The sequence below is a fragment of the Martinezella calliandrae genome (assembly GCF_030272695.1).
Taxonomy (GTDB): domain Bacteria; phylum Pseudomonadota; class Alphaproteobacteria; order Rhizobiales; family Rhizobiaceae; genus Rhizobium; species Rhizobium calliandrae.
This window is the reverse complement of sequence record NZ_JARFYN010000010.1, coordinates 91,111-109,549: the sequence shown is the minus strand read 5'-3', so window position 1 is coordinate 109,549 and position 18,439 is coordinate 91,111. Positions and strand designations below refer to the sequence as shown.

The window sequence follows — 18,439 nt, the reverse complement described above, 5'->3', positions numbered from 1 at the left end:
CGGACCATGGCTCTCGCACTCGTCAATCCCTTTGCCCCCGATACCCGGCTCGATGCCGCCAGCAAGACCGTGCCGCCCGTCATCGACGCCCGCAACGTCGCTGTCAAATTCAAGGTGGAAGATGGCATCGTCGATGCCGTCAAGGATATCTCCTTCCAGCTCTATCGCGGCGAAACCATCGCGATCGTCGGCGAATCCGGTTCGGGAAAATCGGTGACCGCCCGCACCGTGATGGGGCTGCTTACCAAACGTGCCGTCGTCTCGAAGACATCCACCGTCAGCTACGACGGTAAAAACGTGCTTAAATTCTCCGAACGCGCCCGCCGGCAACTGCGTGGCGATCGCATCTCGATGATTTTTCAGGAGCCGATGAGCTCGCTCAACCCGATCTATACGGTCGGCAGCCAGATCGTCGAGGCGATCCGTGTCCATCGCAAGATCGGCCGTCGTGAAGCAGAGAAGCGGGCGCTGGCGCTGCTGCAGCAGGTACAAATTCCCGATCCGGAAGCGCGGCTCAAGCAGTATCCGCATCAGCTTTCCGGCGGCCAGCGCCAGCGCGTGATGATCGCCATGGCACTCGCCAACGACCCGGACGTGCTGATCGCCGACGAGCCGACGACTGCGCTCGACGTGACAGTGCAGGCGCAGATCCTGAATTTGATCCGCAACCTGCAAAAGCAGCTTGGCATGGCGGTGATCCTCATCACCCATGATCTGACGGTGGTCAGGCAGTTTTCCGACTACGTCTACGTCATGCAGCATGGCGAAATGCGCGAGCACAATAAGACTGACGAGCTCTTCGCTCGGCCGCAACATCCCTATACGCGGCATCTGCTCGCTTCCGAACCGCGCGGGCAGGCCAAGCCGCTGCCGCCGGACTGTGACACCATCCTCGAAGGCAAAGCTGTCAAGGTTGCCTTCATGCTGCGCCACGGTACCTTCTTCAAGCCGGACCTGCGCGAGCTGGTCGCCGTCGACGGCCTCAGCCTGGAGCTTCGCCGGCACGAGACGTTGGGGCTCGTCGGCGAATCCGGCTCCGGCAAGACTACCTTCGGCCAGGCGCTACTGCGGCTTATCGATGCCGATGGCGGCGAAATCTATTTCGACCGGCAGGCGATTCACGGCCGCTCGCGGGCCGAAATGCGGCCTCTGCGCTCGCGCATGCAGATCGTTTTCCAAGATCCCTTCTCCTCGCTCAACCCGCGCATGCCGATCGGCCAGATCATCGCCGAGGGGCTGGTGGTCAACAATATTGGCGCCAACAAGGCTGAGCGGCTGGAGCGTGTGAAGGAAGCGCTGGTCAGCGCCGGCATGCCCGCAAACATCCTGTCGCGCTTCCCGCATGAATTCTCCGGCGGCCAGCGTCAGCGCATCGCCATTGCCCGGGCCATCGCGTTGGAGCCGGAATTCATCCTACTTGATGAGCCGACCTCGGCGCTCGACCTTTCCGTCCAGGCGCAGATCATCGATCTCCTGCGCAAGCTGCAGGACGAACGAGGCCTGAGTTATCTGTTCATCTCCCACGACCTCAAGGTCGTCCGCGCCCTTTGCCATCGCGTCATCGTCATGCAGCACGGCAAGATCATGGAAGAGGGGCCGGTCAACGACGTTCTTTCAAATCCCAAGACCGCTTACACCGAGCGCCTCGTCAGAGCGGCGTTCGAGGTAGCCTCATAAGCATTCAGGAGACTTTGACATGGCAGGCAATCCCAAGATCACCTTTATCGGCGCCGGTTCGACCGTTTTCATGAAGAACATCATCGGCGATGTTTTGCAGCGTCCGGCGCTTGCGGGCGCAAAAATTGCGCTGATGGATATTAACTCGCAGCGACTGGAAGAAAGCGCCATCGTCGCTCGCAAACTGGCCTTAACGCTTGGTGCATCGGCCACGGTCGAGACCTTTACCGATCAACGCCAGGCCCTTGATGGCGCCGACTTCGTCGTCGTCGCTTTCCAGATCGGCGGCTACGAGCCCTGCACGGTGACCGACTTCGAAGTGCCGAAGAAATATGGCCTTCGCCAGACGATCGCCGATACGCTGGGCGTTGGCGGCATCATGCGCGGGCTGCGTACCGTGCCGCATCTCTGGAAGATCTGCGAGGACATGCTGGCCGTCTGCCCCGAAGCCATCATGCTGCAATACGTCAACCCAATGGCGATCAATACCTGGGCGATCGCCGAGAAATACCCGACGATCAAGCAGGTCGGTCTATGCCATTCGGTGCAGGGCACAGCAATGGAACTGGCCAAGGATCTCGACATTCCCTTTAACGAAATCCGCTACCGCTCGGCCGGTATCAACCATATGGCCTTCTACCTGAAATTCGAGCATCGCCAGCCGGACGGCTCTTACCGCGATCTCTATCCCGATCTGGTCCGCGCTTATCGGGAGGGGCGGGCGCCGAAGCCTGGCTGGAACCCACGCTGCCCGAACAAGGTCCGCTATGAGATGCTGACCCGGCTCGGCTATTTCGTCACCGAAAGTTCGGAGCATTTCGCCGAGTACACGCCCTATTTCATTAAGGAAGGCCGCGATGACCTGATCGAGAAATTCGGCATTCCCCTTGATGAATATCCCAAGCGTTGCATCGAGCAGATCGCGCGCTGGAAGAACCAGGCCGAGCAATATCGCAGCGCCGACAAGATCGAAGTGGCCCAATCGAAGGAATATGCCTCCTCGATCATTAATTCGGTCTGGACCGGCGAACCTTCGGTCATTTACGGCAATGTCCGCAACAACGGCTGCATCACCTCGTTGCCCCATAATTGCGCCGCCGAGGTTCCCTGCCTTGTCGACGCCTCCGGCATCCAGCCGACCTTCATCGGTGATCTGCCGCCGCAACTGACCGCACTCATCCGCACCAACATCAACGTGCAGGAACTGACGGTGCAGGCGTTGATGACCGAAAACCGCGAGCACATCTACCATGCGGCGATGATGGACCCGCATACGGCCGCCGAGCTCGATCTCGACCAGATCTGGTCGTTGGTCGACGAGCTTCTCGCCACGCATGGCACCTGGTTGCCGGAATGGGCTCGCAACGACCGCAAGGATCAGGCCGCTTAAAACTATTCCCTCCCGGTTTTGCGGCCGAAAGGGCCTCGCAGCATCGCTGCGGGGCCCTGTCTCTTGTCTATCGTGGAGAAAATGAAAATCCAAAACCAGCTATTCTCCAGGCTGATCGGATGTGGCAATGCCTCGCCGCCTGCGCTAAAAACGGGGCGAACTTTGGGAGAGATCAATCACATGACGAGTTCAGATATCTTCAGAACCGGAACCTTTGTTGGCCGCATCTGGCGTCCTGACGTGAAGGGGCCGGCCCTTGTCGTCGTCCGCGACGGCGCGCTTTACGACATCACCTCGAAGGAAGCGCCGACGATGCGCGACCTCCTGGAAAAGGATGATCCGGTCGGATTTGTCCGCGCGCAGAAGGGCGAAGCCGTCGCCAATCTCGATCACCTGCTTGCGGCCAAGGCTGACCCGACAGCCATCCATCTCCTTGCTCCAATCGACCTCCAGGCGATCAAAGCCTGCGGCGTCACCTTTGCCCGCTCAATGCTGGAGCGCGTTATCGAGGAGCGCGCGGCCGGCAATCCGGATCTTGCGGAAGCGATCCGAGGCAAGGTCACGGCCCTCATCGGCGATAGCCTTCGTAACCTGAAGGCCGGTTCGCCTGAGGCTGCCAAGGTGAAGGCGGCACTGATCGAAGAGGGTGTCTGGTCGCAATATCTCGAAGTCGGTATCGGCCCGGATGCCGAGGTCTTCTCCAAGTCACAGGTCATGTCTTCGGTGGGCGTGGGCGCCGATGTGGGTCTGCATCCGATCTCGAAGTGGAACAATCCCGAGCCGGAAATCGTGCTTGCCGTCGACAGCCAGGGCCGGGTCAAGGGCGCGACGCTCGGCAATGACGTCAACCTGCGCGACGTCGAGGGACGTTCGGCACTGCTGCTCGGCAAGGCCAAGGACAACAACGCCTCCTGCTCGATCGGCCCTTTCATTCGTCTGTTCGACGAGACTTATGCGCTAGACGATGTTCGCAACGCCGATCTCGACCTCAAGGTCGAAGGCGAAGACGGCTATGTCCTGCATGGCCGTTCGTCGATGAAGGAAATCAGCCGCGATCCCCTCGATCTCGTCTCACAGACCATCGGCCGCCACCACCAGTATCCGGATGGTTTCGTCCTCTTCATGGGCACACTCTTTGCTCCCGTCGAAGATAGGGACACGCCCGGCCAGGGCTTCACCCACAAGGTCGGCGACATCGTCACCATCTCCAACGACAAGCTCGGCGCATTGAAGAACCGCGTATTGCTGTCGACGGAATGTGCTCCCTGGACCTTTGGAACGTCGCATCTGATGCGCAATTTGGCTGGGCGAGGGCTGATCTGACGGCGGCGCGACGTGAAGATTCGTCTGCCCCAAGCGGCAAGCGAACCGAGGCACGGTTCGTGCAAAGGCGATTTGCAAAGGTCGTGCTTCAGAAACCCACGTCGCCGCCGATAGGTTTTGGATTGTCGGCGCTGGTGCCGGCACACTCTCAAAGGCTGTATGGCTGCAAAGGGCGTTGCTGCGAAGATCCGATAAGCGGCCCGGATCGCCGCGATATCGACACAAGCCGCCGACACTCCGAAACCGTCTTATCGAGCGTGGCACCGGTCATGGGCTCACCGTTCATTCTGGGATAGGGCATGCCGTCGTCCCGGAGGATGTTTATGAGGCGATCCAATTCAATCTGCTTCTCGCGCTCGGTCATCGCTTTTTGGTTCCAGTCGAAAAGGATGAACGCCATGAGCATCACGGCGTCTCCTTACCGCATCGGAAATTCTGAGCGCATTGAGTCCTAAGGACAACTCGGCAATCGAGGCGATAGTTCATCCATTGTCCGTATGATGGCTGTAGGAAATTTGTCGCCGAAGATCCGGAGCCTCATCCGCCAGGACGTGCATTAGGAGAAGCTTTCCCGCCGCCATCATGCGATGGAGGTAGCGGTACGGTCTATCATCCGAGCTCATGCCAATGAGGGAAAGAGCAGATCAAGGGGAATGCTCGTGCATTCGCAACGGGCTGGCGCAATGCGTCAAAAGGCCGAGCGCGCAACCTCTCAGTCTCAATGGGTCGACATTGGCTGCGGCTGATTCTGACGGCTGCGGACTGCGGTGAGTTCGGAGGTGGTGTGATTGAGGCGATCGGCGAGGACGCGCATGATTTCGACGGCCATTTCGGGAAAATCGCTGAGCAGCTTCAGGAAGTGCTCCTTGCTAATCTTGAGCGCCTCCAGCCGTGAGGTCGCCTTGACGGTGGCGGTACGAGAGACGTCGCAGAGGATCGCGATTTCGCCGACGATGGAGTTAATATCGACCTCGGCGACTTTGATCTCCCCGGTCGGGCTATCGACAAGAATATCAGCGGTTCCGGAAAGAACAACGTAGGCGGCATCGCCTTGGTCGCCTTGATGAAACAGTGCCTGACCGGCATTGTAGCTGACGCGATCCGAGGTAAATGCCAAAAGCTTCAATTTGGCGGGTGCAATGCGCGAAAAAATCGGCACCCGCTTTAGCATTTCAACTTCATCTTTCAGAAGCATGAGCTTCAAACCCCCACAGTCGGGCCCCAAATACCACCGAGGTGATAGGATATTACGATAACAGTTCCTTGAACATACCGTTTTTCTCTAAAAGATCGGTGGACGTGCCGCTTTCAACCAAGCTGCCGCGATCGAATACCAAAACACGATCAAACAACTCTGCAAAGCCCGGATTGGATAAAACCCAAACGACCGCTGGCGCGTAGTCGCTGTTGTCGACCCTCGTCAGGATCGCGCGGGCGATCTGGTCCTGGACGCGGTGGTCGAGCGCCGGGAGCGGGCGATTGCAGATAATGTAATCTGCCCGCTTCAGCAAAGCGCGGCCGAGATTGAGTTTCTGCCGCTGCACGTTGGTCAGTCGCTTGCCGCCGGAACCGACGTCAAAATCGAGGCCGATCGACAGCACGCTGTCCTGCATGCCGAGCCTTTCGAAGACATCATAAAGGATGCTGTGGATGCGCTCCGGCGCATCGGCCTGCTGGTGTGCGATCCTGCCGAACAAGACGTTGTCCATCAACGTCGCCGAGGCGGTGAAGCGTTCGGGATCGTAACGCTCGATCACACGGGCCAGATCGGCCGGGATATGTTCATGGAATTTGGCACGTGCCTTGACGATCTTCTCCATCAGAATCTGTGTTAAAAGACCGAAGCGGTGACGGGGTTCGATATAGGAGAAGCTGAGGCGGATGATGGACACCCGCTCGTCCGGTGTCGCAGCGTCGAAGCCCTTTCCGTTCAGCTTCTGCAGCAACGCTTCGTAGGTTGGGATATCCTCGGCCGTCATGAAGGTGAGTTGCTGGAAGAACGGGTGATCCGGCGGTAGGTCGGTGAAGAGTTCGACGGCGTTCTCTGCAATTTCCAGGCCCATGTCGTAGAGATCTGTATCTAGGCCGGTCTCGGTGAAGAGCCGTTGGAAATAGGGATGGGCGGCGAGCTTGCGGTTGGTCATCAATGGCCGCTTCAACGTGCCGAACAATAGGTTTTCGCCAACAGTCGCCTGCGAATTGTAGGTGTTGAACTCGAAAGGCACGACAAGTCCGTCGAGATTCTCCTCCTTCAGTCTGACGCGCAGCGCCTGGCGCAACTCGACGATACGCGAGGTGAGATCATCATGCGTCGCCGCATCGACATTCGAGCGCAGTGCCATGTCGAGAATATCCTGGGACATGGCAACGGCATCAAGGACAGGGCGGATGGCCGAGTAGATATCATGCGGGCCGCTGGCGCCGGCGGCGGCATAGTCGACCCAGTCGCTATTGAGATCGAGCTCCGGATTGCCGGCGCGACGCGCCTCGGCCATCTGCCACTTGATCTCGTTAGCAGCGGCATCATCATAGTCGGCGGTCTTCAATGGTGCATGCTTCAGGCCATAGAGAAGATTGCTCCGCAACGTGCCATGGAAGAAGAACGTATCCGACGAGGCATAGGCGATGCGCCTTCCCGTCAGTGATTCCGGCAGTTCCAAGAGGTCGCGCCCATCGATCGCGATGCGACCAGAATCCGGCCAGACAAGCCGGCCGAACGCCTCGGCGAGGTATTCGCCGCCAGCACCGCTATCGCCGACAATTGCCACCTTCTCGCCGGGATGGATCTCGACTGAGACGTGGTCGAGCACGCGAGCACCGCTGTCGTCGACCACAGTCAAATTCGTCGCGACCAGCGAATGGGTGATCCGGCCAGCCGGCGCAGGCGAGACGACCTGGATCTTGGCGTCGATCAGACCATCGACACTGAATTGCTCGACCACCTGATTGTATTTGACCTGCACGTCCTGGCGCGACTGATCCCAGTCAATGAGCTCCTTCAGCGGCCCCGGCAGGTCTTTGTAAGCGTTGATGACAGCGACGAGCTGACCGATATCCAGGCGCCCCTGCAACGCAAAGAAACCGCCAATCGAATAGAACAGGAAGGGCGTGACCTGGGCGAGGAAGTTGTTGATGAATTTCACCAGGAACTTCCACTGATAGAGATCGTAGCGGATCGAGAAGATCAACCCGAGGCGGGCAGCGATGTCGGCGCGCTCCAAATTGGTGGTGTCGTTGGCATGGATCGTGCCGATGCCTTCGACTATTTCGCCGACGCGACCGGAAAGTTCGCGGGCGGTGAGCTGCCGCTGGCGTCCGAGCTCCAGCAGCCGCTTGCGCATGCGCGGGATGACAACCGCCTGCACCGCAACGATGGAAGCAGCGATCATGCCCAGCCAGAAATTCTGCATGATGATGAAGACGAGCGCCGTGATCGCCTGGCCGCCGAGCAGCGCCGGCGTCACATAGGCATCGCCGGTAAAGCCCCCCATGGGCTCTACCTCATCCTTGATCATGGTGGCGATTTCAGCCGGCTTGACCCGCTTGAAATGGGCTGGCGGGAACCGCAACACACGGTCGACTAACTCGAAACGGATACGACGCAGCATGCGCTCGCCGAGTCGGCCCTTGTAGGTGTTGATGTAAAACTTGAAGAGGCCGTTGAGGACGACAAGCGCGAGGAACACCAGACTGAGCGCAATCAGCATCCAGAAACGGGTGAGTTGCATGCCCTGATATACTTCGAGGTGCCCAAGCACGGGCACGTCGAAAGCGATATGCATGAAGGTTTGGGTTTGGCCTGGATGCTCGAAACCCTTGCCCTGGATTGGTCCGTTGACGATCTGCTTCGGCAAGTCGAAGGACAGAAAGTATGGGATCATCGAAGCCGCGACGATCATCAGGATCCAAATTTGCTCCAGCCGGGTATTCGACCAGATGTAACGCGCTAGGCTCTTTTCCATCGCTTATTGCATGCTTCCAAATTCAACGGTCTTGGCCGGTGGCGCCGATGTTGCAGAGGTGCGGGAGGAGTTCATCGTGAATGCGCGGCCCCATTTTGACTACGGAGCGCTGCCCGGTCTGAAGTCCGGGCACCTCCCGAGTCATTGATTTCTCGATTTATATCACAAGATTGCAAAGGACGAGGAGAGCAAAACGTTAAGGCGTTGTAATCGATTTTTTGGCCGCAACCGTCAAGGTGCTTCACGAATAATCGCCGAGGTTCGCTGGGCACCGGCAAGGTCGATATCGGGATCAGACGGCTTCGGCCGCGACAATGCTATTTCCGCCGCATTGACGAGCTGATCCGTCGTCAGGCCCGCTTCCGGAAGGGTCAGCGCCAGGCCGAGCTTCTCCAGTCGTTCTGCACGCACGGACTGCTCCGTCTCGCCGCCGGCCGTGAACGGGACGAGGATAGACCGGCAGCCGGTGACGAGGAGATCGCCGACCGTATTATAGCCCGCCTGCGAGATCGACAGTTCCGCGCCCCTCAGCAAAGACGGGAAATCCTTGCGGAAACGCACAAGATCGACATTGCCGGGCGCGTCCTTTGCCAAGGCGGCAAAATCCTGCTCGGGCAGGTTCGGCCCGGTGATCAGCAGCCAGCGGCGATCGATCGCCACGCGGCTTGCGGCTTCCAGCGAGGCACGGATCAGGTCGCGCCCAACCGCACCACCGCCGGCCGAAACGATGATGTCGAAAGTCTCCATCGGTTCCGGCGGTAGGGGGGGCGCGACAAGGCCGGTATAGGTTATCTTGTCGGATATGGCCGATGTCAGCGCAAACGTCTCCTCCAGCCGAACGAAATGGGGATCGCCATGGACGAGAATGCCGTCGAAATGATCGCGCAGCAATGCTACCGTCTCTTGATCACGCCCCGGCTTCTTCTGCTGTTGCAAGATATCACGCACCGAAGTGTAGAGCTTCGGCTTGGGATTGGCTCTGGCGATGGCGTCGAGCAGCGGCAGTAGCTCGAAGCGCATTTGGCGGCGGCCAAACGGAAAAGCCTCGATGATGACGACATCTGGCTTGGCCGTCCAGAAGGCCTCCAGCAGCAGGTCGCGACGGGCCGACAGGAATTCTTCGCCTGCGGCATTTCCCGTTTGATCAGCCAACCCCAAAAATCCCGCACTGCTGGCCACGACCGGGGGCAGGGTGACCGAGGTGACATCCGAGCCTGGAAATCCGTTAACGGGTAGGCCACCGGTGACGACTGTCACCTGGCAACCGTCCGTGGCCATGGCGCTGGCGATGCGGCTGGCGCGGGCGAGATGACCAATGCCGAGCAGGTGCTGAACGTAAAAAAAGATACGCGGGGAGGAAGTATGCGGGGGCGTCATGCGGATTTCCGCCATTGCTCTTCTTTTTGCCACTGCTCCTCGAACAGCCGCGTCAATTGCCAAATACTGGAATGATGGTCGAAATGCTCGCGCACCCGCTTCTCGGCGGCGTCACCAAGCCGATGGCGCAGTGCCGGATCGCGGATCGCCCGTTCCATTGCTATTGCCAGGGCCTTGGAGTCTTCCGGCGGCACGACAAAACCGTTCTCGCCATCTGTAAGCAGCTCCGGCACGCCGGAAATGTTGGTGGACAGGCAAGCAAGGCGCTGGCTCGAGGCTTCGACCAGAACATTCGGCAGACCGTCGCGGTCGCCATCCGCCGCCACACGGCAGGCAAGCGCAAAAAGATCTGCCTGGCGGTAATGCGCCAGCACGTCCTCCTGCGCCATCGCGCCCTTCCAGGTGATGCGGTCACTGATGCCGAGCGTCTCGGCAAGTGCCTTCAACTTCGTCAGCCCATCGCCGCCGCCGATATGGGTGAAGCGCCAATGAAGATCGGCCGGCAGCAGCGCCAATGCCCGCAACAATACGTCATAACCCTTCTTCTCCACGGCACGACCAACGCTCAGCAGGAAAGCGGGCTCGGACGCTTGCGAGCCGTTACGGTGGGAATGGTGCCCGGCAAATGGATCGAAGCGAGCTAGATCGAGGCCATGATAACTCAGATGCACGCTCTCCGGCGCCGTTGTCAGATCACGCATGTGCTCAAAGCCGCTGCGTGTGCAAGTCACCGTCCAGCGGGCGCGTTCGAGCTTTTCCGACAGCTCCCAGTCCGGTGATGTCCAGATATCTTTGGCGTGGGCAGAGCAGGTCCAGGGAATGCCTGTCATAATGCTGGCATAGGCCGTCACTGACGCCGGGGTATGGATGAAATGCGCGTGCAGCCACTCGCCATTGTCGGGCCACTCATGCACCAGCACCAGCGCCTGACCAAAACGGCGTACGCGGTTTGGCGTGATATCACGCTTAAGATCGGCCCAGAACTGCTTCATTAGCGGCTTGAAGCCGGGCTTCTTGATTCCGGCCAGAAAGGCGCGCAGCACCCGCAGCGGCTCGTTGTGCAGATATTCCGGCAGGTAGACGACCCGCGCCTTGATCTCGTCATGGACGGGGTGGCGCTTCTTGTCTGTCGGCTTGCGCATCGAGATCAACGTCAAATCGAAGCCGGCTCTCTCCAGCCCGAGCAGTTCCTGCGCGATGAATGTCTCGGACAGGCGGGGGTAGCCCTTGAGAACCACCAGGATTTTCTTTCGCATCGATCGGTTCCGATGCTCTATTCAGCGACGACCGATAGCGGCGGATAATGGTCGCGATCGTCAAACCATTCGCCGATGATGCGGGAAATATGCACCAGCCCTTCCAGCCGCATGTTCTCGCCGCTCGCCGACGGTGGCGCGCGGTTCGGCAGGCGCTTCAGGGCTGCGGCGAGTTGTTTTGGATCGGCCGACTCCTCCGGCAGCAGCATGTCGACAAGGCCAAGCTCGCTTGCCCGCTGAGCACGGATTAGCTGTTCTTCGCGCGGCCGGGTACGCGGGATGATCAGCGCCGGCTTATCGAAGGACAGGATTTCGCAATAGGTGTTGTAGCCACCCATGGCGACCACGCCCTTGGCGCCGGCGATCAGCTCTTCCATCTTGTTGTCGAACTCGATCACCTGAAGACAGGCGATCTTGCTCGCGCGCTCCATTAACTGGCTGCGTTCCTTGGCCGGCATATAGGGACCGAGCACGATCAGCGTCTTGTGTTGAAGCGTATTGTCCTTTTCGAAAGCGGCGATAACATCGCCGACCAGATCGGCGCCGTCGCCGCCGCCACCGGTCGTGACCAGAATGTAATCCTCGTCAGGTACATGTTCCGACTTCGTGCCCAAGGTGGATACACCGCGCTGCAGGAAGCCGACGAACTCCATCTTTCGGCGCACGCCAGACGGCACATCGAGACCGAGAAGCGGATCATGGAAATCCGGCGGGCCGTAGACCCAGACGCGATCGTAAAACTGATCGATCTTCTGCAGAGCGTTGTTCTTCTTCCACTCCGCTTCCAGCAGGTGCGGCGCGTCCATGACGTCGCGCATGCCGAGCACGAGCGTGGTGCCGCGCGCCTTCAGATACTGTAGGGTCTCCTCGACCTCGCCCTTTAGGCCCATCGGCTCCTTATCGACGATGAAGATATCGGGCTGGAAGGTCTCCGCTGTGTGACGGATGATCGACTGGCGCATCTTCAACGTGTCCTGAAGATCGACATGGCTCGCCATCGACGTATATTCGCCGTCGCGCAGCTTGATCACGCTCGGTACTTTGACGAAATCGACTCGAGCTCGATAATCGAAAGCACCGGCAATCGTCGCGCCTGAAATGATCAGGACGTTCAGTCCACGATAGTCTTCAACGAGCGCGTGCGCGATGGTTCGGCACCGCCTGAGGTGGCCGAGACCGAACGTGTCGTGGCTATACATGAGGATTCGAGCATCTTCTAAGCGCCGCTTCATGGGCAAAACCTCAAGAATGAAAGTCATTTTAGCGGGTTGTCAGCAAACGACGTCCGCGGCCGCTCTTCGAATTGCAATCCATTTCTTGGCCACGCTTTTCGCTATTTGTAGGGATCGGCCGCGTCACGCAAGCCATCTCCTAAAAAGTTGAACGCCAGAATGACCAAAATCACCGGGACCATCGGGAAGAGGAGCCACGGATAAAATGCAATGACACTGACGCTCCTTGCCTCGGTAAGCAGGATGCCCCAGCTTGTGATCGGGGGGCGAAGCCCAAGCCCCAGGAAGCTCAGCGCGGTTTCGCCGAGGATCATGCTGGGGATCGAGATCGTCGCCGTCGCGATCAGATGCGACATGAATCCTGGTACAAGATGACGGCCGATAATACGTGGCGAACTTGCACCCATCAATTGTGCTGCAAGTACATAGTCTTCTTCACGTAAAGACAAGAGCTTGGAGCGAACGGCGCGTGCCAATCCGGTCCAATCGAGAATGCCGAGGATGATGGTGATGCCGAAATAGATGATGATGGGGCTCCAGGTGACCGGCATGATCGCCGCGAGCGCCATCCATAGCGGTAGGCTCGGCAGCGACTGCAGCACTTCGATGACCCGCTGAACGAGAAGGTCGAAGATACCGCCATGATAGCCCGCGAGCCCGCCGATGATTATACCGAGCACGAAGCTGATGGAGATGCCGATCAACCCGATGGTCAGGGAAATGCGCGCTCCATAGATGATGCGGGACAATACGTCGCGCCCGAGCCGATCAGTGCCGAGCAGGAACATCTGGCCACCGACAGCGGGACAGACCAAGTGGAGATCCGAATCCACCAATCCCCAGAAGCGATAGGCATCGCCACGACAGAAGAAGCGGATCGGCTGAACGTCCTCGACGTTGTTGGTATAGACCCGCCGCAGCGTGGCGAGATCAAGGGTCATTTTGCGGCCATAGACGAAGGGGCCGACGAATTCGCCGTTGTTAAAGAAACGGACGCTCTGGGGTGGCGAATGGATAAAATCGACATTGCGCGTATGCAGACCATAGGGCGCAAGGAATTCCGAAATCAGGATCGTGCAGTAAAGCAGCAGCAGGAAGATACCCGAAGCGAGAGCAAGCTTATGCCGCTTGAATTTCCACCACATCAACTGCTTCTGCGAGGCCTTGTAGTAGCGTGCCTGACCAGCCGACATGGCCTCGAACTGGTCCGGATCGAAGGCCGCAGTGGAAACGTAGTGTTCTAATGGGGCGCCTGGTCGCGGCAGGGGTGCGTTCATTTCGTGCTCCTGCCTTGCAAGCGGATACGTGGATCTAGGAAGCCGAGGGCAATGTCGGAGATCAATACGCCGATAACGTTCAGGAACGCGAGAAACATCAGGAACGAGCCGGCGAGATACATATCCTGGCTCTGCAGTGCCTTGATCAGCATCGGCCCGGTCGTTTCCAGGGAGAGCACAATGGCAGTGATCTCGGCGCCGGAGATGATCGAGGGCAAGATCGAGCCGATGTCGGCGACAAAGAAATTGAGCGCCATGCGCAGCGGATATTTCACCAGCGCTCTGAGCGGGTGCAGCCCCTTGGCCCGGGCGGTAATGACATATTGCTTCTGCATCTCGTCGAGTAGGTTGGCGCGCAGGCGGCGGATCATGCCAGCGGTGCCGGCGGTGCCGACAATGATGACGGGGATCCACAGATGCGAGAGGATCGAGCGCGCCTTTTCCCAGCTCATCGGCTGCGACAAGTATCTCTGATCCATCAGGTGACCGATCGAGACGCCGAACCAGACATTGGCGAAATACATCAAGATCAGCGCCAGCATGAAGTTCGGAATGGCGATACCGAGCAGACCGAGGAAAGTCAGGCCATAATCGCCCCAGCTATACTGGTGGGTGGCGGAATAGATGCCGATGGGGAAGGCGACCAACCATGTCAACAGGATCGTCGTCATCGAGACAAGGATCGTCAGCCACAGCCTGTCGCCGACGACCTCCGAGACCGGCAGCTGATATTCGAAGGAATAGCCGAAATCGCCGTGCAGCATGCCTACGACCCAACGGACATATTGCACCGCCATGGGCTTATCGAGCCCATATTCGTGGCGAAGATCCTCGATTTCCTGCAGGTTGGCGGTTTCGCCTTGGGCTTGGAGCTCCGCGATCTGGCTTTCGAAGAAATCACCCGGCGGCAACTGGATAATGGTGAAGACCAGCATCGAAATGACGAGCAGCGTCGGAACCATGACCGCAAGGCGCCAAAGAATATATCTAAACACGCGGTTGATCCTCCTTCAGCCAGAAGGTGTCAGGCATATAGACCCCGAGATAGCAGGTCGGATCGAAACCGTAGAGCGCCTTTTCCGGCATATTCTGCAAATGTGAGGCGCGCAGGATCGGCTGCAGGGTTCCGTTGATGAGGCCAATCGAGAAGACTTGCTGGGTATAGATCGACAACATCTGATGCCAGATCTCGGCGCGCTCGAAAGAAGACGCCGCGACGCCCCATTGGCCGAGAAGCTTGACCAGTTCTGCCGCTTCCGGCAGGTCGGGCGCGACCCCTTGGGTGCCGCGTGAAAGATAATGCATGCCCCAGAGCGGCCATTGCATTTGGTCGTCCATCGTCGGCGCAAGCTGGCCGGGATTCATGTCGGCGGTTGCCACCCCATTGTCGAGACCATACCAGATCGACATCAGGATACGCCCGCCCATGGCGCGGCTGCGGAAGACGTCGCGTTGCGACACACGAGTGAAGAGCGCAATCCCGACCTTGCGCCAGTGATCGGTGACCAGTTCCAACACATCGGTATCGAGCGTGCTTTCGCCGGCAGTCTCCACGGTAATCTCCGCCCGCCGCCCGTCCGGCAACAGGCGAATGCCATCCCTGTCCCGTTTGTCGAGGCCCGCCGCATCGAGCAGATCATTGGCCTGAGCCGCGTCATGGGCAATCCAGGCGGATGAATATTCGGGCCTATAGAGCGGGCTTTCCGGCAGAACGGTATCGGCGCTTTCGGTGCCGAGGCCGTAGAAGACGGCCATGTTGATCTCGTGGCGATCGATCGCCATCGAGAGCGCCCGTCGCACCCTAACGTCGCGCAGGACATCACGCCAAACGGGATCGGCACTGTTTAAGTTCGGCAGCAGCGCGACGCGTGAACCCCGCGCCACCTTCCAGAGATGAACCTTGACCGGATAGCGCTGCTCCGAATCTTTCAGAAAGGTGTAATCGTTGAAATCGATGCCGGTCGCCTGCAGATCGCTTTCACCGGCGCCGGCCTTGGCGGGGATGATCGAAGAGGAGCTGATATTGAGGATAAAGCGGTCGATATAGGGTAGCTGCCGACCGTTTTCATCGACGCGATGGAAATAGGGGTTGCGCTCGAACACGAATTGTTCGGCTGGCGGTGCGGTCGTATTGCGCCAGGGATCGAGCACCGGCAGGTTGGGATTTTCCGGCCGGTAGCTGCGCGCCATCTTGGTGTGCAGCTCAGTCCACTTGCGAGCGCGGTTTTCCTGCATCAGGGAGGAGAGGCGGATTTCGTCCTGATATTTCTTATGAAATTGCTTGAGGTAATGAGCTGGGCCGGCAATGACCAGCGGCTGTGGTGCCGCTAGGCTCGGCAGAAAATTCGGATTGGGTTGATCCCAGGAATAACGCACCGTCAGCGTATCCAGCACTTCGAAGCGCGGCAGGCTTCCGTGAGGGCGCAGCTCCAAGGCACCGCCGCCCGGCGTTAGCGCTTTACTGAGGATGACGTCTTCCCACCAATAGCGAAAATCGTCCGACGTGAACGGCTGGCCGTCCGACCATTTGTGCCCCTCACGCAGCTTGAAGGTGAAAATCGTGTCGTTCTCGGTGGTGAAGGATTCGAGGATATCCGGCTGCAGCGTCAGTGCCGGGTCGTAGCCGACGAGGCGGGCATAACCGTAGATCGTCATGTAGCGGATATCGTTCTGGCTGCCGATGATCGTGCGCACCGAGCCGCCGTAACGGCCAGGCTCGCGGCCCAAGGCCGCCATATTGACGATGCGCGGCATCTTTGGCAGGCGCTCGGCGAGCCGCGGCATCTGGCCGGCCCTGAGCCAGTCGTGCAGGTAGTCCGGCTCGTTGTCTGCGTCGGCGGCCATGACCGGCAGCGGCAGCATGCTGGAGGCCAACAGGCCAAGAAAGGTTCGACGAGTTACCACGTGCGCAATTCCTGAACATCGGCGTCGCGGCGAGCGCGCACGAAATGACCACCACCAAGATCGGCGTAGGCAAGATCCACGCCCTCATCCTCCGCAAAGTGCGGGCCCCAGTTCTGTTTGGCGGCCGAGCCTTCGGCATTCAATGCGGAAAAATCAAGCGGCCGGTCGAGATCCGGGAACGGGACCGCGGCGAGCAGCGAGCGGGTGTAGGGATGGACTGGATCGCGCAAGATGATCTCGCGCGGTGCGATTTCGACGATGCGGCCGCGGGCCATGACGGCGATGCGGTCAGCCATGTAGTCGACGACGGCGAGATTGTGCGAGATGAAGAGATAAGTAAGGCCAAGTTCCTTCTGCAAATCCTTGAGAAGATTGAGGATCTGCGCCTGTACGGAGACGTCGAGCGCCGAGACCGGCTCATCGAGGATCAGCAGTTTTGGCCCCAGCGCCAGGGCACGCGCGATACCGATGCGCTGGCGCTGGCCACCGGAAAAGCTGTGCGGATAGCGACTCAGATAATGCTGATCGAGCCCGATTGCCTGCATCAGCCCCTTGACCTTCTCCTTGCGCTCGCTGCTGTCGCCATGCGAATGGATTTCAAGGGGTTCGCTCAGGATATTGCGGATCGTCATGCGCGGCGACAAGGATGAAACCGGATCCTGGAACACCATCTGGATCTTGGTCCTGAGATCCATGAGATCGTCGCCCTTGACGGCCAGTACATCGATCTTGCCCTGGCCGTCATCGAACATCACCGAACCACTGTTGGGTCGCACGGCACGCATCAAGATTTTGCTGACCGTCGTTTTGCCGCAGCCGCTCTCGCCGACCAGACCGAGGCATTCGCCGCGGCGTATATCGAAACTGACATCGTCGACGGCGCTGATCTGCAGGCCTCCCTTTCGTCCGAACATGCCGCTTGCCTTAGACATGTAAGTCTTGGAGAGGTTGCGTACGGAGAGCAGAACTTCCGGCGCACCATTTGCGCCATGGGTTTTGGCATATTTTTTCTTGCCTGAGAACGTGCTGAGATTAACTGGCACATCACGCAATGATTTCAGCCGCTCGCCGGGTTTCATGTCGAAATGCGGTACCGCCGACATCAACGCCCTGAGATAGCGATGCTGCGGCTGCCGGAAGATTGTGTCGACCGGCCCCGCCTCCATGATCTCGCCGTGATAGATGACCACAACCTCGTCAGCCATATTGGCGACAACACCGAGATCATGGGTGATCAAGAGCATGGCCATGTTGAACTTTTGCTGTAGGCTGCGCAGCAGGCCAAGGATCTGCGCCTGGATCGTGACGTCCAATGCCGTTGTCGGCTCATCGGCGATCAAAAGCGCAGGATTGCAGATCAGCGCCATGGCGATCATCGCGCGCTGCCGCATGCCGCCCGACAACTCGAAAGGATACATGTCGAAAGTGCGATGCGGGTTCTGAAAACCAACAAGGCCCAGCATCTCCTCGGTCTTCTCGCGCTGTTCGGCCCTGCTGATGCCGGGATTGTGGATGCGAAGCGCCTCGCTGATCTGGTTGCCGACGGTGTGCAGGGGCGAGAGCGAAGTCATCGGCTCCTGGAAAATATTGGCCATGCGGGCGCCGCGAAGCTGGCGCATCGCCATGCTGTCGCGCGGCAGCTCGAGGATGTTCGTCATCTGACCGTCGAGCGGATCGGTAAAAAGAATGCGGCCGGTCGCCTGCGCCGGTGTCGGCAAAATGCCCATGATCGACTGGCTGATGATCGACTTGCCGGAACCGGATTCGCCAACGAGCGCCGTCACCTTGCCGGGCAACACCCGGAGGTTGGCGCTCTTAACCACGCGCAACTTGTCCCCGTAGATGGAGAACGAAACGTCGAGGTTCTCAATACGCAATAAATCAGTCCCTGACGCCATGCCGAAGTAGTTCCCGCTTGCACGACCATTTTGGCCCCATACGGCACACTAACGTAGGCCATAACGGGTGTCCAGTTGGTCAAAGGGGGACCGCAACTGTAAAAAAACTGTCGCTTTTCCAGTGATCTACCGAAGGACGCTCA

At 59.1% G+C, this 18,439-nt stretch carries 13 protein-coding genes; 3 read left to right on the top strand and 10 right to left on the bottom strand.

The window, feature by feature from the left end:
* The first annotated feature begins 6 nt into the window (after window positions 1–6).
* The 3 genes from PY650_RS10130 to PY650_RS10120 all read left to right on the top strand — a co-directional run bounded on the left by PY650_RS10130 (window position 7) and on the right by PY650_RS10120 (window position 4,390).
* Complete coding sequence (locus tag PY650_RS10130) at window positions 7–1,677, top strand: ABC transporter ATP-binding protein (RefSeq protein ID WP_285879047.1); 1,671 nt, start codon at window positions 7–9, stop codon at window positions 1,675–1,677.
* Between the two features lie 19 nt (window positions 1,678–1,696).
* Entirely contained in the window at window positions 1,697–3,067 is a 1,371-nt protein-coding gene (locus PY650_RS10125) for an alpha-glucosidase/alpha-galactosidase (RefSeq protein ID WP_285879046.1), read from the top strand.
* A gap of 180 nt (window positions 3,068–3,247) precedes the next feature.
* Window positions 3,248–4,390: a fumarylacetoacetate hydrolase family protein gene (locus tag PY650_RS10120; protein ID WP_285879045.1), complete on the top strand. Its 1,143-nt coding sequence runs from the start codon at window positions 3,248–3,250 to the stop codon at window positions 4,388–4,390.
* A 148-nt stretch (window positions 4,391–4,538) separates the two neighbouring features.
* Here the strand turns inward: PY650_RS10120 and PY650_RS10115 are convergent, their stop codons facing one another.
* The 10 genes from PY650_RS10115 to PY650_RS10070 form a co-directional block, all read right to left on the bottom strand.
* Complete coding sequence (locus tag PY650_RS10115) at window positions 4,539–4,796, bottom strand: hypothetical protein (RefSeq protein WP_285879043.1); 258 nt, start codon at window positions 4,794–4,796, stop codon at window positions 4,539–4,541.
* Between the two features lie 312 nt (window positions 4,797–5,108).
* Window positions 5,109–5,585 (bottom strand): cyclic nucleotide-binding domain-containing protein, encoded by a 477-nt coding sequence (locus tag PY650_RS10110; RefSeq protein ID WP_285879042.1) that lies wholly within the window; start codon window positions 5,583–5,585, stop codon window positions 5,109–5,111.
* Between the two features lie 52 nt (window positions 5,586–5,637).
* Window positions 5,638–8,352 carry an ABC transporter transmembrane domain-containing protein gene (locus PY650_RS10105; protein ID WP_285879041.1) on the bottom strand — a complete coding sequence of 905 codons (2,715 nt, stop codon included), beginning with the start codon at window positions 8,350–8,352 and terminating at the stop codon, window positions 5,638–5,640.
* A gap of 231 nt (window positions 8,353–8,583) precedes the next feature.
* Window positions 8,584–9,729, bottom strand: a complete 1,146-nt coding sequence (locus tag PY650_RS10100; RefSeq protein ID WP_285879040.1) for a glycosyltransferase family protein — start codon at window positions 9,727–9,729, stop codon at window positions 8,584–8,586.
* Window positions 9,726–10,985: a glycosyltransferase family 4 protein gene (locus tag PY650_RS10095; RefSeq protein ID WP_285879039.1), complete on the bottom strand. Its 1,260-nt coding sequence runs from the start codon at window positions 10,983–10,985 to the stop codon at window positions 9,726–9,728. Before PY650_RS10095 ends, PY650_RS10100 begins: the two co-directional genes overlap by 4 nt.
* A 17-nt stretch (window positions 10,986–11,002) precedes the next feature.
* On the bottom strand, window positions 11,003–12,217 hold the full coding sequence (locus PY650_RS10090) for a glycosyltransferase family protein (protein WP_285879038.1): 1,215 nt from the start codon (window positions 12,215–12,217) through the stop codon (window positions 11,003–11,005).
* A gap of 101 nt (window positions 12,218–12,318) precedes the next feature.
* Entirely contained in the window at window positions 12,319–13,494 is a 1,176-nt protein-coding gene (locus tag PY650_RS10085; protein WP_285879037.1) for an ABC transporter permease, read from the bottom strand.
* Window positions 13,491–14,489 carry an ABC transporter permease gene (locus PY650_RS10080; protein ID WP_285879036.1) on the bottom strand — a complete coding sequence of 333 codons (999 nt, stop codon included), beginning with the start codon at window positions 14,487–14,489 and terminating at the stop codon, window positions 13,491–13,493. Before PY650_RS10080 ends, PY650_RS10085 begins: the two co-directional genes overlap by 4 nt.
* On the bottom strand, window positions 14,482–16,398 hold the full coding sequence (locus PY650_RS10075; protein ID WP_285879035.1) for an ABC transporter substrate-binding protein: 1,917 nt from the start codon (window positions 16,396–16,398) through the stop codon (window positions 14,482–14,484). The genes PY650_RS10080 and PY650_RS10075 overlap by 8 nt, the downstream gene beginning before the upstream one ends.
* The gene (locus tag PY650_RS10070; RefSeq protein ID WP_285879034.1) at window positions 16,392–18,296 is read right to left on the bottom strand and encodes an ABC transporter ATP-binding protein; all 1,905 of its coding nucleotides are present in this window, start codon (window positions 18,294–18,296) and stop codon (window positions 16,392–16,394) included. The genes PY650_RS10075 and PY650_RS10070 overlap by 7 nt, the downstream gene beginning before the upstream one ends.
* Window positions 18,297–18,439: the final 143 nt, after the last annotated feature.